We start from the raw sequence: 24909 nt of genomic DNA on the forward strand, positions 1-24909 counted from the left end.
TGCCACAGGATTGACATATATCGAAAAGGTCGGCGATGATGTCCACACGAATTCGATATATGTCACAACCCTGGAGGTGGCGGAGATGTCCCGTGTGCAGCCGGCGCTCGACGTCGACGATCTCGAGCGAGGCCGTGCACGCCGCGATCGCCCGGTTGACCGAGGAGGGCATGTTCACCGAAGAGGAGATCGGCACGGTGCTCGCCGACTCGGAGACCTTCGGCGTCAGTCGCAAGCTCACGACGCCGTGCTGCTGACCTCATGAGCCGAGCGCTGAGCGACAGCGAGAACATCTCTGCGACACGACTTTCCACGCTGGACCGGTTCCTTCCGGTGTGGATCGGACTGGCGATGGCGGCCGGTCTGCTGCTCGGACGCTGGGTGCCGGGCCTGGATTCGTTTCTCAACGGAATCCAGGTCGACGGCATCTCGCTGCCGATCGCGGCCTGCTGATCATGATGTACCCGGTGCTGGCCAAGGTGCGCTACGACCGGCTCGACACCGTCACCGGCGATCGCAGACTCCTGCTGAGTTCACTCGCGTTGAACTGGGTGCTCGGCCCGGCGTTGATGTTCGCGCTCGCCTGGCTACTGCTGCCCGACCTGCCCGAGTACCGCACCGGCGTCATCATCGTCGGTCTGGCCCGCTGCATCGCCATGGTCATCATCTGGAACGACCTCGCCTGCGGGGACCGCGAAGCCGCCGCGGTGCTGGTCGCACTGAACTCGGTGTTCCAGGTCGCCATGTTCGCGGTGCTGGGCTGGTTCTACCTGTCGGTGCTGCCCGGTTGGCTCGGGCTGGAGCAGACCGCGATCTCGGCGTCGCCCTGGCAGATCGCCAAGTCGGTGCTGGTCTTCCTGGGCATCCCGCTGCTGGCCGGCTACCTCACGCGCCGGTTCGGGGAACGCGCCAGAGGGCGGTCGTGGTACGAGACCGAGTTCCTTCCCAGGATCGGTCCGTGGGCGCTGTACGGGCTGCTGTTCACCATCGTGATTCTCTTTGCGCTGCAAGGAGAACAGATCGCCGCCAGGCCGTGGGACGTGGTCCGCATCGCCGCTCCGCTGCTGGTCTACTTCGCCGTCATGTGGGGTGGGGGCTACCTGCTGGGTGCGGTGCTGGGGCTGGGTTACCAACGCACCACCACGCTGGCGTTCACCGCGGCCGGCAATAATTTCGAACTCGCGATCGCCGTTGCCATCGCGACCTACGGCGCCACCTCCGGGCAGGCGCTCGCGGGAGTGGTCGGCCCACTGATCGAGGTACCGGTCCTGGTCGCTCTGGTTTACGTCTCGCTGGCACTGCGGCGGCGATTCACCCCGTCGAGGAGCACCCGATGACCGACAAACCCACCGTCCTGTTCCTGTGCACCCACAATGCGGGACGCTCGCAGATGGCCCTGGGGTTCTTCACCCATCTGGCCGGGGACAGGGCCGTCGCATGGTCGGGCGGTTCAGAGCCTGCTGACGCGATCAACCCGTCCGCGATCGCCGCGATGGCCGAGGTCGGCATCGACATCACCGCCGAGCATCCCAAGCCCTGGACCGACGAGATCGTCCGTGCCGCCGACGTCGTGATCACCATGGGCTGCGGAGACGCCTGCCCGTTCTATCCCGGTAAACGCTACGAGAACTGGGACCTGCCCGACCCGGCCGGACAGCCTGTGGAGAACGTGCGGCCGATACGCGACGACATCGAACGTCGCGTCCGTCGACTCCTCGACGGGTTGTAGCCAGAAGAACAGGCTCTGTCGCTTGCCTGTGGCCCCGAACGTGTGCGCGTACGCTGAGGTTGCCATCCGGACCTGATCGGGTGGTTCGAGGTAAGCGATGTGCCAGTCATGAGTCCGAATTCTTCAGCAGGGCAGCCGAGTGACGCTGAGCGCGAAGCGCTCTCTCACCGCGAGACGCTGGCCAGACACCGCGACGACACGCTTGCGAGACGCGAATGGCTCGCGGACGAACGAGAACGCGTCGCCGACGAGCGTGACCGGATCGCTGACGAACGCGAGATCACCGCAGACGAGCGCGAGACGGCCGCGGACGAACGGGAAGGCAGCGTCGCTCAGCGGGAACGTGAACGGCGCGAGCGCGCCGAGCGGCATGTCGAGCGCGGCGGAGCGTATACGCGCCGCGAGCAAGCGGAGATCGAGCGCGAGTCCGCGGAAAGTGAGCGGGGGCGCTGAGCTGCGGTGGTTCCGCCGTGGTCGGCCCACTCCGGGCGGCTTGCGCTAGAAGATGAGTCCTTGCGCCTTGTTGGTGGCCGCGGCGAAGCGGTTCTGCACATCCTCCCAGTTGACGACGTTCCAGAACGCTTTCACGTAGTCGGCTTTCACGTTCTTGTACTGCAGGTAGTAGGCGTGCTCCCACATGTCGACCTGCAGCAGCGGGATGATCCCGAGCGGAACGTTGGCCTGCTGGTCATACAGCTGGAAGGTCAGCAGACGTTTCCCGAGGCTGTCATATCCCAGCACCGCCCAGCCCGAGCCCTGCAGACCGTTGGCCGCGGCGGTGAACTGCGCGCGGAAGTTGTCGAACGACCCGAACTGGTCGTCGAGCGCCGCGGCGAGGTCCCCTGTCGGTTTGTCGCCGCCGTTGGGGGAGAGGTTCTTCCACCAGATCGAGTGATTGACGTGTCCGCCGAGATGAAACGCCAGATTCTTCTCGTTCAATAGGATCGCGCTGTGATCGCCGGCGGCGCGGGCCTCGTCCAGCTTTGCCAGCGCGTCGTTGACACCTTTGACGTAGGTGGCGTGATGCTTGCTGTGGTGAATCTCGTTGATCTGGCCCGAGATGTGCGGCTCGAGTGCGCCGTAGTCGTAGTCCAGTTCGGGCAGGGTGTACTCGGTCATCAGGTCCTTTCTGCTCGTCCCTTCCTCACTACCCGCGCGCGGCGATTACACACATCGTGTCGGCTCATATCCAGCAGTTGGGTCGGGTTCCGTCGATATCTGTGAGCTGATATTCGATCGCCAGTTCGGCTGAAGTCACCGACTGTTGGTTCCAGCGAAGCTTGTCCGGGTCGGCCGCCAGGGCAGCGACACCTCGACCCACATAGCGCGGAGATTCGGATTGGGCGAATCCCGTTGGCGCCGTGGGAAGCCCACCGGGCCTACCGGTGTTCAACGCGTCGCGCCAGTGCTCCTCAGTGACGCCGTAGTTGTCGAGCATCATCTCAGAGCGGAGCCAGCCGGGACTCACTGCCACGGCGGCGCCCCGGTGCGCGGCGAGTTCGTGGCCCTGGCAGAAAGCCAGTCGGTTGACCGCGTTCTTGACCAGGTCGTAGAACGTGGAAATGCGGTAGTGCGTCGCGTTGTAGCTGGCTGTGCCGTCGGTGACCTCGACAAGCAGGCCGCCGGGCTTGGAGATGACAAGGGGCAGCAGGTAGTGCGAGGTGATCAGATGGGTGTCGATTCCGAGCCGCAGGATCCGCAGTCCGGCCTCTAGATCGTGTTGCCAGATCGGCGTGTTCCATTGCGCCGGTCCGCCTTTGAGGATCTCGCCGCCCCAGATGTCGTTGACCAGAACATCGATGCGGCTGAACTCGCCCCGGAGGCGGTCGGCGAGCGTCCGTACCTGTTCGGGATCGAGATGGTCTACCGGTATCGCGATCCCGGTTCCACCGAGGTCGGTGACGAGGCGAGCGGTCTCTTCGATGGTCTCGGGCCGGTCGTAATCAGAGATCAGGTGCGCTTGTGTGCTGCTGCGTCCGGTGCAGATCACGGTGGCCCCGGCCTCGCCCAGCCCGGCAGCGATTCCGCGGCCTGCGCCGCGCGTCGCGCCCGCCACCACGGCAACCGCCCCCTGCAAGGCCGCACCCATCGAGCAAATGATGCCTCAAAACGCGGTGATCTTGGTGAAACACGGTCGGCGTAGCCCGGCCGGAGCGTAATTTACGCACAGCACAATCAGCGAACAAGCAAAGGATCGTCATGGGTTACGCCAGCCACGTTGGTCGTGTCGGAGCACTCGCGGTGACGTTGGGAGTGGGTTGGGCGGTGGCGTCCGCACCGGGCGTGGCCGTGGCCGAAACGACCGACTCCGCCGGTTCCAGTTCCAGCCAGTCCTCGTCGGAGAGCACGTCAGCGCCGTCGAACGACACGTCAGCCGCGAACGACGCCGGCGACACCGGAGGCGGCGGCGAAGCGGACCAGGACGTCGCAGACGACCGGGACACAGATGACGATGCAGACGAGCCGGAAGCCGGCGACGAGGACGCCGACGAGTCCGACGAGCCGGAAGCGGCCGACGAGGACGCCGAGGAGCCGGAAGGCGCCGACGACTCGGCAGTGACATCGACGAACGGGGCGTCCGCCGCTGCAACACCACCGACCAGGGAACCCGCGGCCGAGCCGACCGGGGCCGAGGAGGCGGCGTCACCGCAGACCGATGCACTCGAGGCAGTCGAGCCGGATCCGGTCGAGACCGCCCCGGCGGCCACGACGACGTCGACGTCCACCGCTACCGCAAACACCACCGTCACCACCGCAAGCACCACCACCGAGAACACCTCCGAGGCGGCGGCCGAGCCGACCCTGGTCACCTTGATCTCTGACGTGGTCAGCGCTCTGCTCAAGCCGCCGGCCGAACCGACTCCGGTGACACCGCTTGACGGCTCGGTAATGCTGGCATCGCTGGCCGCGGTGCGGGATGAGCTGGAGCGCAGCGTTCTTCGCCGCATGGCGGCGACCATGCCGGCGGCGGCGTACGTCGACGACGGCACTCCCAATGTGCTGGTGATCGGTGTGGACGGCCTGAACCTCAGCCGTGTGCTGGCCAACCCCGACATCACGGCCAACCTCTGGAGTCTGATCCAGGGCAGCACCACCGCCGCATCCACCATCGTCGGGCACACCACGATCTCGAATCCGTCCTGGACGTCGATCCTGACCGGCGCTTGGGGGGAGAAGACGGGGGTGATCAACAACGTCTTCACGCCGTGGACCTATCAGAAGTGGCCGACGGTGTTCAGCCAGCTGGAAGCGCTCAGCAACGGTGCCATCGAGACCACCTCGATCGCGAACTGGGATGTCATCTCGGCCATCGCGGCGACGGGGCTGCGCGCGGACAACATCTTCAATGTGGCGCCGATCGAGGGGGACCCGAACTGGTTCCTGTCCGATGACCGGGTCGGCGACCTGACCGAGGCCGCGATCGCCGCCGCCGGTGCCGACACCGCGAACTTCATGTTCAGCTATTTCGTCGGCATCGACGAGAACGGCCACGAGTACGGCGGGGGTTCGCCGGAGTATCTCGCGGCTCTGGCGAATTTCGACCGCAACCTCGGCGAGATCATGCAGGCCGTCGCGTTGTGGGAGGCCGCCACCGGGGAGAAGTGGACCATCATGATGGTCACCGACCACGGCCACCAACCACAACTCGGGCTTGGTCACGGTTTCCAATCGCCTGATGAGACAACGACGTTCGTGATCGCCCGCAGCCCCGGGCTGTTCGGTGAGGGCCTGGTCAACCTCAAGTACTCGATCGTGGACGTGACGCCGACGGCGCTGGCGTTGTTCGGTTACGAGCCGACGGTCGCCAATCTGGACGGCGTCTCGCTGACCGACCTCGGCGATGCCGACGTCACGCCGGTCGACAACGACGAGGCGCTGCGCGGCACGTTGCAGGACATCATCGGCAAGTACGGTTACCCCGACATCGGGACCAGCCTCGCGCTGGGCGCACGCACCATTTTCGCCTCGGTGCCCTACTACGTCGACATGCTGACCACCGGCATCTCCGCGAGCCTGCAGTCGATCGCCGACGCGGGCATCTTCCTGCTCAGCCCGCTGGCGGCACTGGCGATCATCCCGGTCAGAATCATCGGCGGTCTCACCTACGTCGGAACGAACGTCGTCGCGCAGATCGTGGCCCGGCTCACCGGTGTCACCGGCGCGAGCATCTTCCCGCTGTGGCCGCCGGCCCCGCCGAGCTTCCCGCAGTCGCCCCAGGACGCGTCTACCCCGGATCTCGTCGCGCTGGTGTGCACCGACGGACGGGTCTCGAGCGCGGTGTTCGCGTGCGGAGCGGCCACCGTCGCGGCGTGAGCAACTGCGGGGGAACGATTTGACGGACGCGGTCTCACCTTGCCGGGATGAACGTCGTCGCGCGACTCACCGGTGTCACCGGCGCGAGTACTTTCCGAGCTACCGCTGCATCGAAGCGATGAAGTAGGACTCGTCCCCGGTGGGGTAGCCGCCGCCGTCGGTGGCGATGTGGACGTGGTCGAAGTGGTTGAGCGTCTCCGAGCCGTAGTCGGCGGTCCAGCTCGGCGCGCCGATGCCGGGGTAGAAGCCCTGCCGCCAGATCACGTGCAGCACGCCCCACCGTTTCGCGTTGGCCAGCGCGTACCCGGCGATCTGGTTGCCGAGCTCGATGCCCTGCTCGCTGTTGTGGTTCGGGATCATCACGTCGATGGCCAGACCGTTGGGATGCCATTTCAGCGGATCCTGCCGGTACCCACCGATCGTCTTGATCTCCGGGAACATCGCGCTGATCGCGCGGGCCGCCCAGATGGTCTTGACCTGCAGACCGCCCTCGGGCGCGACGCCGGCCGGTAGCGCGAGATCGAACACCCGGGCGTCCGCCGGTCCGCTGGCGGCCAGCAACTCCGCCTCGGTGAGCGGGCTGGGGGTCAGCGCCTCGGGCGGTGCAGACTGCGGCGCGCCCGCGTTCGGTGGTGTGTGCGCCTGCCTCGGCGGCGCCGAAGTCTGGGCGTAGACCATGCCGGCGGACACCAGGAGCGAGGTGGCGACGGCCAACCACCGTCCTCGCCCGTTGGCTAACACCCTGGTGCCCACGGAGAGTCACCTTAAATGCCCGTCCCCAGGCCGGGCGGCAATTGCGGCATCGCGTTTCGATCGGTTCTGAACCGTGACGGGACAGCTTGCCCATCACGGCCACACCTGTCACGGCGGCGTCAGCCGCTCTATGGTGGAAGGCGGGTTCACCCGATCTCGCGGGTGATATGGCCGAACCCGAGGGCGGGAGGTCCCATGTCCGTGTACGAAGCCGCGCAGCCCGACAGCGAGTTGCCGGCACTGGTCGACAGCCCCGCAGCCGTGCTGTCCGAGGAGCGGCGGCGCCTCTTCGATGTGGTGGAACTGGTCGACAGCATGCAGCGCCGAGCGGCGACCGAGTTCGAGGCGGTGCTGCGGGAACTCAATGCGGTGACGGTGGATTCGGTACCCGGGGCGCAGTACGCGTCGGTGACCGTGATCGACGACGGGGTCGAGTCGCTGGCCGCGACGCACCCGTATCCCGGCTTGCTGGACGACGTTCAGCGCGAGGCCGGCGAAGGGCCCTGCCTGTCCGCTGCGTGGAATCACCAGATCATCCACATCCACAACCTCAGCACCGACGAGCGGTGGCCCCGCTACCGGGCGGCCGCCATGGCGCGCACACCGGTCCGGTCGATTCTGTCCTTCCGGTTACACAACGAGGGCCGAAGGTTGGCGGCGCTGAATCTGTACGCCGAAGCCACCAAGGCGTTCGACGAGGAGTCGGTGGAGCTGGGCCTGATCTATGCCGCCCACACGACGGTGGCGTGGAACGCGATGCGCCGTCATGAGCAATTCCGCAGCGCGCTGGCCAGCCGGGACGTCATCGGTCAGGCCAAAGGGATCCTGATGGAACGGTTCAGCATCGACGCGATGGCCGCCTTCGATCTGCTGCGCAAACTGTCACAGGAATCCAACATCAAACTCGTCGAGGTCGCCGAGCGGCTGATCGGTATCGGGCACCCGCACGCTTAGGGCAGCTTGGCGACCGTCAGCAGCAGGGCGGCATCGGTCTGCGCCACCACCGAATGACGCGCATCGGGGATGAACACCAGATCCCCGGCGCGGGCGTCCCAGTGCTGATCGCCGCTCACCAACCGGACCGAGCCCTTGAGCACGTAGAGCGTGGCTTCACCGGGGTTCTCGTGCTCGCCGAGCTCGGAGCCGGCGAGCATCCCGATCACCGTCTGCCGCAGCACTCGCTCGTGGCCGCCGACCACGGTGTCGGCGGCGTTGCGTCCGCTGGCGGCCGCGCTTTCCAATTGCTGACGAGCCAGAGCTTCAATCGACACCTTCTGCATGACAGCCATTCCATGCCGCGGGTGTCGCAACGTCAACCCATCAGAACGGTTGCACGCTCTGCACGCCGACGACCGCGCCGTGCCCGGTTTTGTCGTTGGTGAAGCGCATACCCGCCGACGTCGGCACGATCGTCCAACCCAGCGCGCGGTAGGCCTTGTCCGCCGCCAGTGTCGTCGGCGCCGCGGCCCCGAGATTGCCGTCCACCCAGGACCCGGTGCCGTCGGTGTTGATGCGCACCCCGTGGTAGGGCCCGCTGCCGTCGACATGCTGTTGCCAACTGGTGCCGTCGGTCTCGCAGCCGATGAACGTCGACTCGACGATGCACTGGGTGTCTCCGGCGCCGGTCTGCACCACGACGTAGCCGTACTGGTTCGGCGGCAGCGTCTCGACGTCGCCGGCAGGCAGCGCCGCCGGCGCGCCGGCGGCGGTCTGGGCGAAGCCGGCCGCCTGATAGGACGCGACGGTGAAGCCGAAGTTCTTCAGCGGCTCCAGATCGGAAACCTCCCCGGACGGCGTCCAGATCGCCAGCGGTCTGCCGTCCACGACCGTCTCGGCGACATGCGTGGACGGCTGCCAGGACAGCACCGAATCCATCGACGGTTCGGACTCGAAGTGGTCGAAGTTGACCACGCCGTCGCCGTCCTTCGGCACGCACGTGTTGCCGGTGACGGTGTGGCGGGTGCCGGAGTCGACATCGACGTCGTCGCGGCACACTGCGCTGCGCCACTCGGCCGGCGAGCCCGTCACCGCCTGCGCAGGCGCGGCGGCGGCGTTTGCCGCACCCTCCGGCGCGGGCGCCGACGAGCATCCGGCCGCCAGCAGCGCCACCCCCAGCGCCGCAGCCCCACACCCCGACCGTGTCGTCAATGACATGTCCCGCCTCTTCCGTCCATCCGTTTGCTCGAACGCCGTGAATCTAGCGGCGCAAACCCGCCGTCGGACTCCGCGCACCGGATCGGTGGCCAACTGTGACGACACCGTGTCCCAAGGGCCACACTCGTCTGCCTTGTGCAGGCGACGCGCGAGAGGGCCACGCACGTAGGCAGATAGCTGGGACGGGTGTGACCGTCGGCCGGGGCCCTGCCGGAACGGCCGTCGATCGCGGCGTCCTCCGGTCCCGAATGCGGGGTCGTTCGATAGGCTTCGCCAGAAGGGTGCCTTCGAAACTGACAGAAACTGACGCGGGAGACGACAATGAGCGCCGAGCAGCCGACCATCATCTACACGCTGACCGACGAGGCGCCGCTGCTTGCGACCTACGCCTTCCTGCCGGTGGTTCGCACCTTCGCCTCCGCGGCCGGCATCGACGTCAAGTCGACCGACATCTCGGTCGCCGCGCGCATCCTCGCCGAGTTCAGCGACCGCCTGACCGACGAGCAGAAGGTGCCGGACAACCTGGCCGAGCTCGGCGAGCTGACCCAGCTGCCGGAGACCAACATCATCAAGCTGCCCAACGTGAGCGCGTCCGTGCCGCAGCTGCTGGCCGCGATCAAGGAACTCAAGGCCAAGGGCTACGACCTGCCCGATTATCCGGGCGAGCCGAAGACCGACGAAGAGAAGACCATCAAGGAGCGCTACGCCAAGATTCTCGGTAGCGCCGTGAACCCTGTTCTGCGCCAGGGCAACTCGGACCGTCGCGCACCGAAGGCGGTCAAGGAGTACGCCCGCAAGCATCCGCACAGCATGGGGGAGTGGTCGCAGGCCTCGCGCACCCACGTCGCGACGATGAAGACCGGCGACTTCTACCACGGCGAGAAGTCGATGACGCTCGACAAGGACCGCAAGGTCAAGATGGTGCTGACCACGAAGAGCGGCGAGACCGTCGTCCTCAAACCCGAGGTCAAGCTCGAGGCCGGCGACGTCATCGACAGCATGTACATGAGCAGGAAGGCGCTGATCGCCTTCTACGAAGAGCAGATCGAGGACGCCTACAAGACCGGCGTGATGTTCTCGCTGCACGTCAAGGCGACCATGATGAAGGTCAGCCACCCGATCGTCTTCGGCCACGCGGTGAAGGTGTTCTACAAGGACGCTTTCGAGAAGCACCAGAAGCTCTTCGACGAGCTCGGCGTCAACGTCAACAACGGCATGTCCGATCTCTACGACAAGATCGAGCAGCTGCCCGCCTCGCAGCGCGAGGAGATCATCGAGGACATCCACCGCTGCCACGAGACCCGCCCCGAGCTGGCGATGGTCGACTCGGCCCGCGGCATCACCAACTTCCACTCGCCGTCCGACGTGATCGTCGACGCGTCCATGCCCGCGATGATCCGTCTCGGCGGCAAGATGTACGGCGCCGACGGCCGCACCAAGGACACCAAGGCCGTCAACCCGGAGTCCACGTTCTCCCGGATCTACCAGGAGATGATCAACTTCTGTAAGACCCACGGCCAGTTCGATCCGACGACGATGGGCACCGTCCCCAACGTCGGCCTGATGGCGATGAAGGCCGAGGAGTACGGGTCTCACGACAAGACGTTCGAGATCCCCGAGGACGGGGTCGCCGACATCGTCGACATCGACACCGGCGAGGTGCTGCTGAGCCAGAACGTCGAGGAGGGCGACATCTGGCGCATGCCGATCGTCAAGGACGCCGCGATCCGCGACTGGGTGAAGCTGGCCGTCACCCGCGCCCGCGCCTCCGGGATGCCCGCGGTGTTCTGGCTCGACACCGAGCGCCCGCACGAGGTGGAACTGCGCAAGAAGGTCAAGGAGTACCTCAAGGACGAGGACACCGAGGGCCTGCAGATCCAGATCATGCCGCAGGTCTGGGCGATGCGTTACACGATCGAGCGCGTGATCCGCGGCGAGGACACCATCGCGGTCACCGGCAACATCCTGCGCGACTACCTCACCGACCTGTTCCCGATCCTCGAGCTGGGCACCAGCGCCAAGATGCTCTCGATCGTGCCGCTGATGGCCGGCGGCGGGATGTACGAGACCGGGGCCGGCGGGTCCGCGCCCAAGCACGTGAGCCAGCTGCTGGAGGAGAACCACCTGCGCTGGGACTCGCTCGGCGAGTTCCTGGCCCTCGGCGCCAGCTTCGAGGACATGGGCCGCAAGTCGGGCAACAAGAAGGCCGAGCTGCTCGGTAAGACCCTCGACTCCGCGATCGGCAAGCTGCTGGAGAACGACAAGGGCCCGTCGCGCAAGGCCGGCGAACTCGACAACCGTGGCAGCCAGTTCTACCTGAGCATGTACTGGGCCCAGGAGCTGGCCGAGCAGACCGAGGACAAGGAGCTCGCCGAGCATTTCGCGCCGCTGGCCAAGACCCTCGCCGAGAACGAGTCGACCATCGTCGAGGAGCTCAACGCGGTACAGGGCAAGCCGGTCGACATCGGCGGCTACTACTACCCGGACCGGGAGAAGACCACCGAGGTGATGCGTCCCAGCCCCACCTTCAACGAGGCGCTGGAAGCCGCGCGGAGCTGACGCAAGCGTCAGATTTGCTCGACCGTCCGACCCGGCGACCGTCGGTTTCGCCACACGCCGGGCGGGCGGGACTGTGTCGTGCGTAACATGGTCAGCTGACCTGCCGATGAAGAGCTAACACCGGCAACAGTCTGGGGGTAGTCATGCACGTGGTCCTGGGTCTTTCGCTCACCTCGACGAGTGCCGCGTGGGTGCTTGTCGATCTTCGCGACGGCAGCATCGTCGCCGACGACGTGGTGGCTGTCGACGGTGTCGACGACGTTGCCAAGGCGGCGGCGCGCAGCGTCCAGTCGTTCGCCATCCGCGCCGACCGCGACATCGACGCCGTCCGGCTGGTCTGGGACGGCAGCGACCCGAACGCCGGCAAGACCGCCATCCGGGTACGGACGAAGCTGCGCCTGTTCGGGATCGACGACATCGTGACGGTCACCGAGGACGTCGCCCTGGAAGGCCGCAACCGGACCGCCCGCCACATCGACGAGGACCTGGTGCTGGCCTACGGTGCGGCACGGGCGGCCGGCGCCACCGACACCGGGGGCGTGCTCGACAGGATCGCCGACAGCCCGGCGTACCGCAGAATCCGCACCGCCGCCTCGGCGGTCCCGGGCGGGATCGCCGCCCGCGCCGCCGCCGTCGTCCTGGTCGCGCTGGCCGGCGGCCTGGTCGCCTACACCCTGGTCGGCACCCCACAGCCGGGTCCCGACGCGCCGGACAACACCGTCGCCGAGGCGGTGCTGCCGGCCCCGCCGGCCGCAGTTCCGGTCGCGCCGGTCGTGACGCCGCCCGAACCCGAGGTCGTCCCGCTGCCGATGGTCCCGGACGTTCCCGCCGCATCGCAGCCCGAGTCAGTCTGGGTCCCCGAGGTCGCCGAGGCGCCGGCGGTGGCCGAGGTATCCGCGGTGCCCGAGGTGGCGGTTGCGGTCGACGAGCCTCTCGTCACCGAGGCGCCCGCCGCCGCTGTGCTCGGCACGAATCCGGTCGTGCCGCAGCCGGTCTCGGTCGTCGGCGAGCCGCACCTGTCCGGTCCCGTCCCGGTGGCCGGCCCCGTCGCGGCGGCGCCTGTCGTCGCCCCGCCGACCCCGCCCGCGCCGCCTGCCCCCGCCGGCCCGCTGGGCGCGTTGTTCCGCGCGCTGCCCTGACGCCGGTAGAACTACTCACGCCCCGCCGCCGTCGGGCGGGCATGCTGAGCACATGACACCGACTTCGCGCGATCGTGCCGTCGACGTCGCCCGGCTGGGCTCGTTGCTGGTGGTGATGTTCGGGCACAGTGTGCTGCTGCTGGCCACCATCGACACCGCCGGTGTGCACATCGGCAACCTCATCGGCGCGGTGCCCGGGGTGGCGCCGCTGACGTGGGTCGCCCAGGTCATGCCGCTGTTCTTCCTCGCGGGCGGCGCGGCCGCGGTGTACGGCCATCAGGCCGGGATGCCTTGGGGGGCCTGGGTGTTCACCCGCGCACAGCGGCTGTACCGGCCGGTCTTCTGGTACCTGGCGGCGTGGTCGGTGGGTCTGCTCGTCGCGCACCAGGTGTTCGGCGCCGGCTCCGCGGCCGGGCTGGGCGCCGAAAGTGTGGCGCTCCTCTGGTTCCTGGGCGTGTACCTGGTGGCACTGGCTTTCGTGCCGGCGCTGACCCGGCTGCGCACCGGGGCCGCCGTGGCCGTGCTGGTCACCGGCCTGACCGTTGCCGCCGCGGCGACGGACGCGCTGCGGTGGGCCACCGGGGATCCCGAGGCCGGGGTGCTCAATTTCCTGTTCGTCTGGTTGATTCCGGTCGCGATCGGCGTCGGCTACGCGCGCGGGCTCACCTCTCGCCGCAGTGCGCTGGTCGCGGGGGTCGCCGCCTTCGCGGGCCAGCTGGCGCTCGTCACGTTCGGCCCCTACGAGGTCTCCCTCGTGGTCACCGGCGCCGAGAAGGTCTCCAACGTCTCACCGCCCACCGTGGTCCTGGCGCTGCACTGCATCTGGATGTCGTGCGCGTTCGTCTGCGCGGCCGGCGCGCTGGGCCGCTGGGCCCGGCGGCCGCGGGTGTGGCGTGTGGTGTCGGCGGGCAACGCCGGCGCGATGACGCTGTACCTGTGGCACATCGTGGCGATCGCGATCGCCGCGTTCGCGCTGCACGCCGCGGGGCTGGACGCCTACGACCCTGCCGCGCCCGGATTCTGGGGCAGGCTCGTGCTGCGGGCAGCGGTGTTCGCCGTCGTGATGTTCGTGCTGTTCCGGCTGCTGACGCCACTGGAGCGGCGCCCGCTGCCGTGGTGGGACCGTCCGGTCGGGGGCAGCGGGGTGCGCGCCACCGCGGCCGGCGCACTGATCTGCGTCTCGGCGGTGACGCTGGTCGTGACCGCCAAGTTCGGGCTCGGCGAGGTGCCGGGGTGGACCGCGCTGGGCGTGTTCCTGACGTCGGCCGCCGCCGCTCGACTCTGCGTACCGGCGCCGGCTGGGCTCACCGTCCCGCCGGCACAGACAGCAGTCGGCTCGCCGCGGCCTTGACCGGGTCGGGCAGGACGCGCAGCGCCACGCCCATCGCCTTCGACATCGGCGATGCGGCCACCACCTGCCGGTCGCCGCGCATCAGCGCCGCGAACCCCTGGCGTGCGACCTCGGCGGGATCGTCCTTGGGGCCCGACCCGACCGGCGTGTCCAGCATCTTGGCCCGGGCGAAGAAATTGGTGTCGGTGGGACCGGGTATCAGTGCGGTGACCGTGATCGGGGAGTCGCGCAACTCGTCCTGAAGGGCTTTGGCGAACGACTGCACAAAGGACTTCGACGCGTTGTAGACCGTCTGGTACGAGCCGGGCATCATCGACGCGACCGACGACGTGAATAGCACCCGGCCCGCTTCGCGATTGGCCATCTCCCGCAGGACCAGCTTCGCCAGGTGCACCGTCGAACGCACGTTGAGGTCGATGACTGCGAGGTCGTCCTCCAGGTCGCTCTCGAGGAACATGTCACCCCGTCCGACGCCGGCGTTGAGCGCAGCGGCCGACAATGCGCGGCCGCCTGCGATCGTGCTGTTGAACAGGTGCTCGACGCCGTCGGACGTGCGCAGGTCCACCTGTACCGGCTGTACGGAGACGCCGTAGGAGGACAACTCGGCGGGGACGGCATGGATGGCCTCGTCCTCGGCGCAGACCACGAGGTCGTAGCCGTTCTGCGCGAACTGGCGGGCCAACTCGAGGCCGATGCCGCTGGAGGCCCCGGTGACCAGGGCGAGTTTTGTTTCTGTCATTGCCGTGCCGTACCCGACGGTGCGCGGGGAAAACAGGATTCGCTTTGTGGATGGCGAGTACCGATTACGAACACATCCGACACGGCGTTCACAGGTTGTGTGGAAAACTTGATCCTATCCAGAGAACGGAGAAAGATCGTCTGCGATGACCGAAGAACCCGACTACTCGGCGGTGCTGAGGTCGGCCGCATTGCGGGTCACCCGGCCACGGATGGCCGTGTTGCACGCTGTCGGACAACACCCGCACGCCGACACCGAACTGATCATCGGTGCAGCCCGCGAACTCGTGCCGGACATTTCCCGGCAGACGGTGTATGACGCGCTGAACGCCCTCGCGGCAACAGGATTGGTGCGGCGCATCCAGCCGGCCGGTTCGGTGGCCCGATACGAGACCCGCGTCGGCGACAACCACCACCACGTGGTGTGCCGGTCCTGCGGCGTGATCGCCGACGTCGACTGCGCGGTGGGCGAGGCGCCCTGTCTCACCGCCTCCGATCCTCTCGGCTTCGAAGTCGACGAAGCCGAAGTCATCTACTGGGGCATCTGCCCCGACTGTTCGACAGCCCCAGCATCGACATGATGTACGGATTACGAAAGGGAAGATTGTGACCGACACCTCCGACGCACGCCCACCCCATTCCGACACCAAGACCGCCAGTCACAGCGAATCCGAGAACCCGGTGATCGATTCACCGGAGCCCAAAGCGCATGGGCCACTGACCAATAAGGACTGGTGGCCCGAGCAGGTCGACGTCTCGGTGCTGCACAGGCAGAACGAGAAGGGCAACCCGCTCGGTGCCGACTTCGACTACGCGACCGAGTTCGCCAAGCTCGACCTCGAGGCGTTCAAGCGCGACGTCATCGAGGTCATCCAGACCTCCCAGGACTGGTGGCCGGCGGACTACGGCAACTACGCCGGCCTGTTCATCCGGATGAGCTGGCACGCCGCAGGCACCTACCGCATCTTCGACGGCCGTGGCGGCGCCGGGCAGGGCGCGCAGCGCTTCGCCCCGCTCAACAGCTGGCCGGACAACGCCAACCTCGACAAGGCGCGCCGGCTGCTGTGGCCGATCAAGCGCAAGTACGGCAACAAGATCTCCTGGGCCGACCTGATCGCCTACGCCGGCAACGCCGCGCTGGAGCAGTCCGGATTCGAGACCGCCGGCTTCGCGTTCGGCCGTGAGGACATCTGGGAGCCCGAGGAGATGCTCTGGGGCCAGGAGGACACCTGGCTGGGCACCGACAAGCGCTACGGCGGAAGCAACGACAAGGACCGCACGCTGGCCGAGCCGTTCGGCGCGACCACCATGGGTCTGATCTACGTCAATCCCGAAGGCCCCGAAGGCAAGCCGGATCCCCTGGCCGCCGCCAAGGACATCCGCGAGACCTTCGGCCGGATGGCGATGAACGACGAGGAGACCGCTGCGCTGATCGTCGGCGGCCACACGCTCGGCAAGACCCACGGTGCCGCCGATGTGAACGTCGGGCCGGAGCCCGAAGGCGCCCCCATCGAGGACCAGGGCCTGGGCTGGAAGTGCCCGTTCGGTACCGGCAAGGGGCCCGACACGGTCACCAGCGGTCTCGAGGTCATCTGGACCGGCTCCAACTCCACGTGGAGCAACGCGTTCCTGGAGAACCTGTACGGCAACGAGTGGGAGCTGACCAAGAGCCCCGCCGGCGCCTGGCAGTTCGAGGCCAAGAACGCCGAGGCCACCATCCCGGATCCGTTCGGGGGCCCGCCGCGTAAGCCCACGATGCTGGTCACCGACATCTCGATGCGGGAAGACCCGATCTACGGCAAGATCACGCGGCGCTGGCTCGATCATCCCGAGGAGATGGACGAGGCGTTCCGCAAGGCGTGGTTCAAGCTGATGCACCGCGACATGGGGCCGATCAGCCGCTACCTCGGACCGTGGATCCCCGAACCGCAGGTGTGGCAGGACCCGGTGCCGGCGGTCGACCACGAGCTGATCGACGAGTCCGACGTGGCCGCGCTGAAGAACGCAGTGCTGCAGTCGGGTCTGTCGGTGCCCCAGCTGATCAAGACCGCATGGGCGTCGGCCTCGAGCTTCCGGGGGACCGACAAGCGCGGCGGTGCCAACGGTGCGCGTATTCGCCTTGAGCCGCAGCGCAGCTGGGAGGCCAACGAGCCGTCCGAGCTGGCCAAGGTGTTGCCGGTGTTGGAGAAGATCCAGCAGGACTTCAACGCCTCGGCGACCGGCGGCAAGAAGGTCTCGCTGGCCGACGTCATCGTGCTGGCAGGCAACGCGGCGATCGAGAAGGCCGCCAAGGACGCCGGATACGAGATCTCCGTGCACTTCGCGCCGGGCCGCACCGACGCGTCGCAGGAGAGCACCGACGTCGATTCCTTCGCGGTGCTCGAGCCGCGTGCCGACGGTTTCCGCAACTACGCGCGGCCGGGGGAGAAGACCCCGCTCGAGCAGCTGCTGGTCGACAAGGCGTACTTCCTCGACCTGACCGCTCCCGAGATGACCGCGCTGATCGGCGGCCTGCGCGTGCTGAACGCCAACCACGGCGGCAGCAAGCACGGCGTGTTCACCGACCAGCCCGGTGTGCTGAGCAACGACTTCTTCGTCAACCTGCTCGACATGGGCACGCAGTGGAAGCCGTCGGAGCTGAGCGAGAACGTCTACGAGGGCAAGGACCGGGTCACCGGCCAGCCGAAATGGACTGCCACCGCGAACGATCTCGTGTTCGGCTCGAACTCGGTGTTGCGTGGCATCGCCGAGGTCTACGCCCAGGACGACAGCAAGGGCAAGTTCGTCGAGGATTTCGTCGCCGCCTGGGTCAAGGTCATGAACAACGACCGCTTCGACCTGCAGTAGGCCGGACCGGTCAGAGCCGGTTCTCGGGTCCGAGTACCGCCCACACCGTCTTCCCGTTCGCCGTCGGAGTTGAGCCCCACGACCGGCTCAGCACGGCGACGATCGCCAGTCCGGAGACGGTGTGGGCGCCGGAGTCGGGATCCTCATGGCGGGCAGCTGCGGATTGCGAGTCGTCGCTGACCGCGACGGTCACTCCGCCGTCGGAGGTCTCCACGATCAGCCGGGGACGGCTGGCGGTGTGCTCCAGCACGTTCTCGACGAAGACGGTCGCCACCGTGGACGCCGTCGGAATCATCTCGGACAGCCCCCAGGCTGTCAGCCAGCGGGTAACGAGCCTCCGGGTCTGTGCGGGGCTGTCCCCGCCCGCCTCGAGCTCAGCGGATGCGCGTTTGCGTATCCGTTGCGGAGCGCTGACCGCGGCCCGTGCGCTGTCTGCGTCGGCGTACACCGGAACGTAGCGAGTCGCACCGGAGCGCTTGATCGACGCACGCCCGTTGCCGTCGGCGCAGACCAGCATGACGGGGATGTCGGGCCAGGTACTGACATGCCATCGCGCGCTGGTGAACACGGTCCACGCGCTGTGGGCCGGAACCCGCAATTCGGTGACGTCGACGACCACCGCCGTCGGTTCGGCCAGGGCGGCTTTGATGACGCTGTCGCGCACTTCCCGGTAGGTGGAACTGTCGAGTGTGCCGCGGACCGTCAGCACGGTGGCCTCGCCGGGCGATGCCACCACTGAGACGTCCACAACGCTACGTTCGATCATCGTCTGATCACTGTCGTCGGTCAGCCGTCCTTCTCAGCGACCGCGGTCTCGACGAGTGTCATGCGCTCGCGGAGCACAGCCAGTGCCTTGTCGGTTTCGGCCGCCAGCGCCGCATACCGGTGGCGCACCGCGTCCGAGACGGCCTTGTCGGCGAGCTGGCGCGCCAGACGCGACTTCTCCTGCAGGCTGCGCACCGCGACCAGTAGCGCGTTCTGCACTTCTCGGTCGCGGGCCGACAGCAGCGCGTCGGCACTCCAGGCGTGCCCGATGTGGCACCGGAAATACCCGTCGAGCACGGTCTGAAGGGATCCGTTGCAATCCGGGCACGTGAAACCCGATGGCGGCCCGAAAGTCTCAAGGCCCACATCGGCCGAGAACGACTGCGTCATGGCGATGTGGTTCTCGATCTCCATGTACGGTTCCGGAAGCGTGTTGCGGTGTGGGCGGTCCTGCGACGCCAGTTCGCAGAGGACGAGCCCGATGTCGGCGGCGCGCGTCGTGCGGTCCACCACACCCGCGCGTAGCGCGTTGGACGGCATCGCGGGAAACAGCGCATCGTCGGGGGACTGGCACAGCGTCGTGCCGCCGCGGGCGCGGATCGCGGCGAGCCCGAGCACCCCGTCGTCGAGGACCCCGGACAGAAGTATCCCGACCGCCCGCGGCCCGAAGGCCAGGGCCACCGAGCGGAACAGCGCGTTGAGTGCAGGTCGGTGCCCATTCTCACTGGGACCATTCGACAGCACGATCCGGTGATCCTGGGTGAGCAGGTGTCGGCCCGGTATGGCGACATAGATGTGCCCGGGCTCCAGTTCCGTGCCGGCCTCGGCGCTGACCGCGGGCAACGGGCCAGCGCGATCGATGATCTGCGCCAGCACGCTGGGCCCGTTCGCGGGGAGATGCAGCGCCATCAGCACGGCGTAGGGCAGGTCGGCCGGCAGCCCCGATGCCGTCTTCGTCAGCGCTTCGACGCCGCCGGCGGAGCCGCCCACGGCCACCACTCCGCGGAACTTGTCATCGCGCGCGCCAGTCACGCAGACAGTGTTACCCATGCGGCGCTGACGTAACCGACTTCGATGCGAAGTCCCGAAAGCGAAGACACCGGTACACCAGGCGAAGAGGGACGGTTCGGTTCGTTTGTTTCGGCACGGGGGGGCTCACCTACCCCAGGAGAGTGTTGCCGACGACGAGGAGTCAAGATTTGAAGCTGGCGATGGTGGGTGAGATGCCGGGTGACGGATTGGTCACCGGGGGATATGACCTCTTCGGCCTGGCCGAGGCGCTGGCGGGCCGCGGCCACGAAGTGCGCTTGTTCACCGTGACCCCGGAGTCGTCACAGCTGAGCCCCGGCGGCGTCGCCGTGGAATCGCTTCCCGTGGACGCCGGCGGTTCAACCCAACGTCCCCAGGACCTCATGCCGTTGATCGGCGAGATGGCCCGCCATCTCATCGACGCCTTCGACGAGACACCGCCCGATGTCGTGCACTGCCACGGCTGGGCCTACGGAATGGCCGCTCAGTTGGCAGCGAAGCGGCGGCCGGTGCCCACGGTGCAAGCCTTCAGCGCCCTCGGAGCGGTGAACCGCCGGTTCCGCGACGACGGTGCCGCCGACACGTCGATCAAGATCGAGTCCCTGCTGGCGCGCAACGCCACCGCGGTGACGGTTGCCTGCACTGACGACATGCAGGAGATCATCCGCCTCGGCTGTCCACGCGCGAACGTGTCGGTGCTGCCGCCCGGAGTCGAGGTCGACGTCACCGCGGAGGAGATCGTGTCGCGCGGTGCGGAGACATCGCGCCGAATCGTGGCCGTCGCCCGCGACTTCTCCCCACAGCACGGCCTGGCGCAGGTGCTCAGAGTGCTTCCCGCGCTCGGCGCGGACCTCGTGCTGGTCGCCACCGACGGCGACGACGGACAGCACTGCACTGAGCTCGCGGACCTGGCGCGCGAGCTCCGGGTGGAGCGGCGTGTGCGCATCGTCACCAGTGCCCAGCGTGACACCCTGACCGCGGTGTTCCGGTCCGCCGACGTGGTCGTGGTGCCGTCGCTGTATGAACCCTGCTGCGACACGGTGCTGCTGGCGATGTCCTGTGGGGCCCCTATCGTGGCGACCTCGGTCGGCGGGGCCCGCGATGCCGTCATCGCCGATGTGACGGGACTGTTGGTGCCTCCGGGTCGGCTCGACGCCCTCGGTCGCGCGCTGCGGTCGATTCTGGGTCAGACGGTGCTGCGCCAGGGCATGGGACTGGCCGGCCGGTCGAGGGCGCGCTCGCGCTACTGCTGGGACCGCATCGCCACCGATGCGGAGGTGGTCTACGAGTCAGTAGCCCGCCGCGAACACGCACACATGCACTGAGCTGCGAGTACCGCCGCCGGGCGAACGTTCAAAACTGTTGCGAAGCAGGAGTTTTGACCACTTCGAAGTGATCATGAACTTCTTTTCCCAGAACGTTTGTCGAATTCTCTTAAGGGTATTTGGCGCCCCATGCCGCCGAGCTGTCGGCGCCGCAGGGTGCTCATATGGCACGTCCATGGATCGTGGACGGAGTCTTTCGTGGCGGGCGACCACCACTACCTGATCCCGGTGAACGAGACCCGCGACCAGAACGGTCGGGGCACAGCCGGGAGGGACTGGCCCTCCGCGTGTGAGATCGACGCTGCAGAACTGTCCACCGCCGACGTCGATCTCGTCGTGCTGCAACGTCCGCACGAAGTCGAGCTGGCCGAGCACTGGCTGGGACGGCGGCCGGGCATCGACGTGCCGGCCGTGTACGTCGAGCACAATGCGCCCCGGCCCCACCCCGTCGACAGCGTGCACCCGATCGCCGCACGCACCGACATCCCGCTGGTTCACGTCACCGAATTCAACCGCCTGATGTGGGACAACGGCTCAGCGCCCACTTACGTCATCGATCACGGCGTGGCTGACCACGGCCGCCTCTACCAGGCGGAGATCCCGGCAGCCGCAACGATGATCAACGAGCCGGTCCGGCGCTGGCGAACGGTCGGTGCCGACCTGCTGACGCCGTTGAGCCGGTATGCGCCGATCGACGTCTGGGGGATGGGCACGACCGACATGAACGCCGACGTTCGGGTCGCCGAGCGCGTGACCGGCCGCGGCGATGTGTCCGGGCACGGGGTGCTGCAGTCGGTGTCCCGCCGCTGTGTGTACCTGCACACCGCGCGGTGGACATCGCTGGGTCTGTCCCTGCTCGAGGCCATGAGCGCCGGCATGCCGGTTGTCGCGGTGGCGGCAACGATGGCGCCGCTGGCAGTGCCCTCCGATGCCGGGGTGGTCAGCGCCGACGTCACCGTGCTGGGAGAAGCGCTCGAGCACTTCATCACCAACAGGGAGGCCGCCGAAATCGCAGGCAAGGCCGCACGTGAGTTCGTGCTGGCGCACTTCGGGCTCACACGCTTTCTCGGCGCCTGGGACCGGTTCATCCAGGAGGTTTGTTGATGCACACACCGGCTCAGCGGCTGGAGATCGCCATGGTCTCGGAACACGCCAGCCCACTGGCTTTCCTCGGGGGTGTCGACGCCGGCGGCCAGAACGTCGCCGTCGCCGAGCTGTCCTCGGCACTGGCCGCACAGGGCCACCGCGTGGTGGTCTACACCCGGCGCGATGATCCCGACCTTCCCGACCGGGTGGACACCGAACGGGGCTTCACAGTCATCCACGTTCCTGCCGGACCGGCTCGTCCGGTTCCCAAAGATGAACTGCCCCAATATATGCCGGAGTTCGGTGATTACCTCGCCGAGTGCTGGAAGCGATGGCGTCCGCAGGTGGCCCACGCCCATTTCTGGATGTCGGGGCTGGCCACCAGAGCGGCCGCAGGACGCCACGGAATCCCCGTGGTGCAGACTTTCCACGCCCTCGGCGTGGTCAAACGCCGGCACCAGGGAGCCGACGACACCAGTCCCGAGGACCGGATCCGGTTGGAGTCCGCACTGGCCCGCGGCGTCGACTGGGTGGCCGCCACCTGCACCGACGAAGTCTCCGAACTGCGCCGAATGGGCCGGGATCATTACCGGGTGTCGGTGGTGCCGTGCGGCGTGGATCCAGGTGAGTTCACCGACACCGGCCCGGCTGCCACCCGCGGCAGACTGCACCGAATCGTGTCGGTCGGCAGGTTGGTGCCGCGCAAAGGATTCGACACCGTCATCGCGGCGATGCCACACATGCCGACCGCGGAGCTGGTGATCGTCGGCGGTCCCGACAAATCCGAACTCGACAGTGACCCCGAGGCGCAGCGGCTGCTGGGTGTGGCGGCGAGCAACGGGGTGGCCGACAGGGTGCATCTGATCGGGGCGATCAGCCGCGAGGAGATGCCGATGCTGTTGCGGTCGGCAGACGTCGTGGCCGCCACGCCGTGGTACGAGCCGTTCGGAATCGTGCCGCTGGAGGCGATGGCGTGCGGGGTGCCGGTCGTCGCGTCGGCGGTCGGCGGGATGCTGGACACCGTGGTGCCGGGCGTGACCGGCACGCTGATCCCGGCGCATTCGGCGGACCGGTGCGCCGACGCCATCGCCCCGATCCTGTGGAACCGGGAGCTGCGCACCCGGCTCGGCCGGGCGGGCCGGGACCGGGTGCATGAGCTCTACACCTGGGACCGCGTGGCGCGGGACACGGCCGCCATCTACGGCCGGCTCACGGAGTCGGCGAGATGAGTCAGCTCGTCTCCAGCGTGCGGACCGCCCGCTCCACGGGAGCGGGCAGGCGGTGGCGCGCCGAGATGACTGCGGGGACCGCGCGCAACGCCTCGGCGAGTGCGGCCGCGTGGGCACGGTCGCGGGCGGCGGCCCAGGCGAAATCGGCCGAGGACTGCACACATCGGCGCAGTGGGCGCCGCAGCCAGGCGGTCAGCACGGTATTCCGAAGCACCCGTGCCTGCTCGGCCGAACTCGGCGCGCGCAGCGCCGACGGGCGGTGGTATGCCGTCAACCGGTCGCAGAAGCACAGGTCCCACCCGATGGTGGCCAGGTCGACCGCCAGGAGTTGCTCCTCGCCGCGGAAGTGCAGGATGGGCGAGAAACCGCCGACGGCCTGGAAGGCCGACTTCCGGACCATCGCCGAGCAGGCCTGGAAACCCAGTATGGACGGGCCGGGCAGCGCCGGATCCCGTCCCAGCGGGCTGTCGGCCAGCTCGGCGACGATGGGATCCTCGCGCATGTCGGGCCAGACGAGCGTGCGGCCGGCGAGCACCGCGACCGACGGATGCGCGTCGAAGACCTCCTCGGCGATCGCAGGGGCGTCCGGCTCCCACCACGAGTCGTCGTCGCAGAACGCCACATACGGGGTCGAGCAGTGCGCCACCCCGACATTGCGGCCCACCGCACCGAGGTTGTCGGGCAGCTCGATGACGGTCAGCCGCCGTCCCGAGCCGGCCGCGATGTGGTTGGCCACGGCAACCGAGTCATCGCGAGAAGCATTGTCCACCAAGATGATCGGGGATTGTGTGGTGTCGAGTAACAATCGCAGCACCGCGGCGAGCTCTTCGGAGCGGTTCCGGCTGGCGATCACGAACGAGGTGCGGGAACCCGCTGGCATGGCCTCTGGCATGGCCAGTGGTGCTACCCGTGAGGTACCGGCACAAACCCGGTTCGGCCGAGTGCTGGTCACCGGCGGAGCCGGCTTCCTGGGCAGGCACCTGTGCGCGGCACTGGTCCGGGCCGGCGCCGAGGTGATCTGCGTGGACAACCTGTCCACCAGCCCCAAGGGGGCCGACCCCGACCCCGATGTCGTGTTCGTCCACCACGACGTCACCCTCCCGCTGCCCGAACCGTGGCGGCACACGCGATTCGACACGGTCTTCCATCTGGCCTGTCCGGCCTCGCCGCCGGACTATCTGCGGTTGCCGCTGGCCACCCTGCGGACCGGCGCGCTGGGCACCGCCGAGGTGCTGGATGTGGCCGACCGGCACGGCGCCCGCATCGTGCTCGCCTCGACCAGTGAGGTCTACGGTGACCCCCTTCAGCACCCGCAATGCGAAACCTATTGGGGCAACGTCAATCCCATTGGACCGCGTAGCGTCTACGACGAGGCCAAGCGGTATGCCGAGGCGTTGGCGTTCGCGTACCGCAGGGAGCGTGGCACCGACATCGGGGTGGCCCGCATCTTCAACACCTACGGGCCCGGTATGCGCCCGGACGACGGCCGGATGGTGCCGGCGTTCTGCGGGCAGGCGCTGCGCGGCGAGCCACTGACGGTTGCCGGGGACGGCACCCAGACCCGCTCGCTGTGTTACGTCGACGACACGATCGCCGGTCTGATCGCGTTGGGCGCGAGCGACTTCTGTGGCCCGGTGAACCTCGGCAACCCGGTGGAGTTGCCCGTGCTGCGTTGCGCCGAGATCATCCGCGACCTCGTCGGCGCACAGGTGCCGATCGAGCACCGGCCCGCCGCCGCCGACGATCCGCAGCGCCGGTGCCCGGACATCACCGTGGCCCGGGAGCGTCTGGGCTGGTCACCGAACATCGGCTACCTCGACGGGCTGTCCGCCACCGTGGACTGGTTCCGGTCTGTCCTGGCGCCGATGTCCGCACCGCGAGTCTAGGGGAG

At 67.9% G+C, this 24909-nt stretch carries 21 protein-coding genes and 2 pseudogenes; 13 read left to right on the forward strand and 10 right to left on the reverse strand.

Going from position 1 to position 24909, the window contains the following annotated elements; genetic code table 11:
* Nucleotides 1-85: 85 nt before the first annotated feature.
* Both C6A87_RS13825 and arsB read left to right on the forward strand, forming a co-directional pair.
* Nucleotides 86-224, forward strand: a pseudogene (locus C6A87_RS13825) (hypothetical protein); the annotation flags it as partial.
* A 37-nt stretch (nt 225-261) separates the two neighbouring features.
* Nucleotides 262-1729, forward strand: a pseudogene (gene arsB / locus C6A87_RS13830) (ACR3 family arsenite efflux transporter).
* A 123-nt stretch (nt 1730-1852) separates the two neighbouring features.
* On the opposite strand, the gene C6A87_RS13835 reads toward arsB, so the two are convergent.
* From C6A87_RS13835 to C6A87_RS13845, 3 genes are all read right to left on the reverse strand, one after another.
* Complete coding sequence (locus C6A87_RS13835) at nt 1853-2137, reverse strand: hypothetical protein (RefSeq protein ID WP_311117715.1); 285 nt, start codon at nt 2135-2137, stop codon at nt 1853-1855.
* Nucleotides 2138-2227: 90 nt separating this feature from the next.
* Nucleotides 2228-2848 carry a superoxide dismutase gene (locus tag C6A87_RS13840; protein ID WP_311117716.1) on the reverse strand — a complete coding sequence of 207 codons (621 nt, stop codon included), beginning with the start codon at nt 2846-2848 and terminating at the stop codon, nt 2228-2230.
* Between the two features lie 64 nt (nt 2849-2912).
* Complete coding sequence (locus C6A87_RS13845) at nt 2913-3818, reverse strand: SDR family oxidoreductase (RefSeq protein ID WP_311117717.1); 906 nt, start codon at nt 3816-3818, stop codon at nt 2913-2915.
* A gap of 110 nt (nt 3819-3928) precedes the next feature.
* On the opposite strand from C6A87_RS13845, the gene C6A87_RS13850 reads away from it, so the two are divergent.
* Nucleotides 3929-6043, forward strand: coding sequence for an alkaline phosphatase family protein (locus tag C6A87_RS13850; RefSeq protein ID WP_396837060.1), 2115 nt, complete (start codon nt 3929-3931; stop codon nt 6041-6043).
* 99 nt (nt 6044-6142) lie between these two features.
* Here the strand turns inward: C6A87_RS13850 and C6A87_RS13855 are convergent, their stop codons facing one another.
* Nucleotides 6143-6796 (reverse strand): glycoside hydrolase, encoded by a 654-nt coding sequence (locus C6A87_RS13855; protein ID WP_311117719.1) that lies wholly within the window; start codon nt 6794-6796, stop codon nt 6143-6145.
* 315 nt (nt 6797-7111) lie between these two features.
* On the opposite strand from C6A87_RS13855, the gene C6A87_RS13860 reads away from it, so the two are divergent.
* Nucleotides 7112-7750, forward strand: coding sequence for a GAF and ANTAR domain-containing protein (locus C6A87_RS13860; RefSeq protein ID WP_311117935.1), 639 nt, complete (start codon nt 7112-7114; stop codon nt 7748-7750).
* On the opposite strand, the gene C6A87_RS13865 is transcribed toward C6A87_RS13860, so the two are convergent.
* Nucleotides 7747-8076 carry a cupin domain-containing protein gene (locus tag C6A87_RS13865; RefSeq protein WP_311117720.1) on the reverse strand — a complete coding sequence of 110 codons (330 nt, stop codon included), beginning with the start codon at nt 8074-8076 and terminating at the stop codon, nt 7747-7749. The two genes, C6A87_RS13860 and C6A87_RS13865, sit on opposite strands and share 4 nt — an antisense overlap.
* Before the next feature lie 40 nt (nt 8077-8116).
* Complete coding sequence (locus tag C6A87_RS13870) at nt 8117-8950, reverse strand: hypothetical protein (protein ID WP_311117721.1); 834 nt, start codon at nt 8948-8950, stop codon at nt 8117-8119.
* Nucleotides 8951-9271: 321 nt separating this feature from the next.
* Between C6A87_RS13870 and C6A87_RS13875 the strand changes: the two genes are divergently transcribed.
* The 3 genes from C6A87_RS13875 (at nt 9272) to C6A87_RS13885 (ending at nt 13999) form a co-directional block, all read left to right on the forward strand.
* Entirely contained in the window at nt 9272-11509 is a 2238-nt protein-coding gene (locus C6A87_RS13875) for an NADP-dependent isocitrate dehydrogenase (protein ID WP_311117722.1), read from the forward strand.
* A gap of 143 nt (nt 11510-11652) precedes the next feature.
* Nucleotides 11653-12648: a hypothetical protein gene (locus C6A87_RS13880; RefSeq protein WP_311117723.1), complete on the forward strand. Its 996-nt coding sequence runs from the start codon at nt 11653-11655 to the stop codon at nt 12646-12648.
* 52 nt (nt 12649-12700) lie between these two features.
* Nucleotides 12701-13999, forward strand: a complete 1299-nt coding sequence (locus C6A87_RS13885) for an acyltransferase (protein ID WP_311117724.1) — start codon at nt 12701-12703, stop codon at nt 13997-13999.
* Here C6A87_RS13885 and C6A87_RS13890 read toward each other — a convergent pair.
* Complete coding sequence (locus C6A87_RS13890; RefSeq protein ID WP_311117725.1) at nt 13953-14738, reverse strand: SDR family NAD(P)-dependent oxidoreductase; 786 nt, start codon at nt 14736-14738, stop codon at nt 13953-13955. The two genes, C6A87_RS13885 and C6A87_RS13890, sit on opposite strands and share 47 nt — an antisense overlap.
* 145 nt (nt 14739-14883) lie before the next feature.
* Between C6A87_RS13890 and C6A87_RS13895 the strand changes: the two genes are divergently transcribed.
* Both C6A87_RS13895 and katG read left to right on the forward strand, forming a co-directional pair.
* On the forward strand, nt 14884-15318 hold the full coding sequence (locus tag C6A87_RS13895; RefSeq protein WP_311117726.1) for a Fur family transcriptional regulator: 435 nt from the start codon (nt 14884-14886) through the stop codon (nt 15316-15318).
* Nucleotides 15319-15340: 22 nt separating this feature from the next.
* On the forward strand, nt 15341-17584 hold the full coding sequence (gene katG / locus C6A87_RS13900; protein ID WP_311117936.1) for a catalase/peroxidase HPI: 2244 nt from the start codon (nt 15341-15343) through the stop codon (nt 17582-17584).
* Between the two features lie 10 nt (nt 17585-17594).
* Here katG and C6A87_RS13905 read toward each other — a convergent pair whose 3' ends face one another.
* Both C6A87_RS13905 and C6A87_RS13910 read right to left on the reverse strand, forming a co-directional pair.
* Nucleotides 17595-18350, reverse strand: coding sequence for an STAS domain-containing protein (locus tag C6A87_RS13905; protein WP_311117727.1), 756 nt, complete (start codon nt 18348-18350; stop codon nt 17595-17597).
* A gap of 20 nt (nt 18351-18370) precedes the next feature.
* Entirely contained in the window at nt 18371-19399 is a 1029-nt protein-coding gene (locus C6A87_RS13910) for a chemotaxis protein CheB (RefSeq protein WP_396837061.1), read from the reverse strand.
* Between the two features lie 173 nt (nt 19400-19572).
* Between C6A87_RS13910 and C6A87_RS13915 the strand changes: the two genes are divergently transcribed.
* From C6A87_RS13915 to C6A87_RS13925, 3 genes are all read left to right on the forward strand, one after another.
* The gene (locus C6A87_RS13915; RefSeq protein WP_311117729.1) at nt 19573-20703 is read left to right on the forward strand and encodes a glycosyltransferase; all 1131 of its coding nucleotides are present in this window, start codon (nt 19573-19575) and stop codon (nt 20701-20703) included.
* A gap of 162 nt (nt 20704-20865) precedes the next feature.
* Complete coding sequence (locus tag C6A87_RS13920; protein WP_311117937.1) at nt 20866-21807, forward strand: glycosyltransferase; 942 nt, start codon at nt 20866-20868, stop codon at nt 21805-21807.
* Nucleotides 21808-21827: 20 nt separating this feature from the next.
* A complete protein-coding gene (locus tag C6A87_RS13925; RefSeq protein ID WP_311117938.1) occupies nt 21828-23018 on the forward strand; it encodes a glycosyltransferase in 1191 nt (396 codons plus the stop codon).
* Between the two features lies 1 nt (nt 23019).
* Here the strand turns inward: C6A87_RS13925 and C6A87_RS13930 are convergent, their stop codons facing one another.
* Nucleotides 23020-23898, reverse strand: a complete 879-nt coding sequence (locus C6A87_RS13930; RefSeq protein ID WP_311117730.1) for a glycosyltransferase — start codon at nt 23896-23898, stop codon at nt 23020-23022.
* A 10-nt stretch (nt 23899-23908) separates the two neighbouring features.
* On the opposite strand from C6A87_RS13930, the gene C6A87_RS13935 reads away from it, so the two are divergent.
* Nucleotides 23909-24904 (forward strand): UDP-glucuronic acid decarboxylase family protein, encoded by a 996-nt coding sequence (locus tag C6A87_RS13935; RefSeq protein WP_311117731.1) that lies wholly within the window; start codon nt 23909-23911, stop codon nt 24902-24904.
* Nucleotides 24905-24909: the final 5 nt, after the last annotated feature.

Source organism: Mycobacterium sp. ITM-2016-00317, assembly GCF_002968295.1.
Classification (GTDB): Bacteria; Actinomycetota; Actinomycetes; order Mycobacteriales; family Mycobacteriaceae; genus Mycobacterium.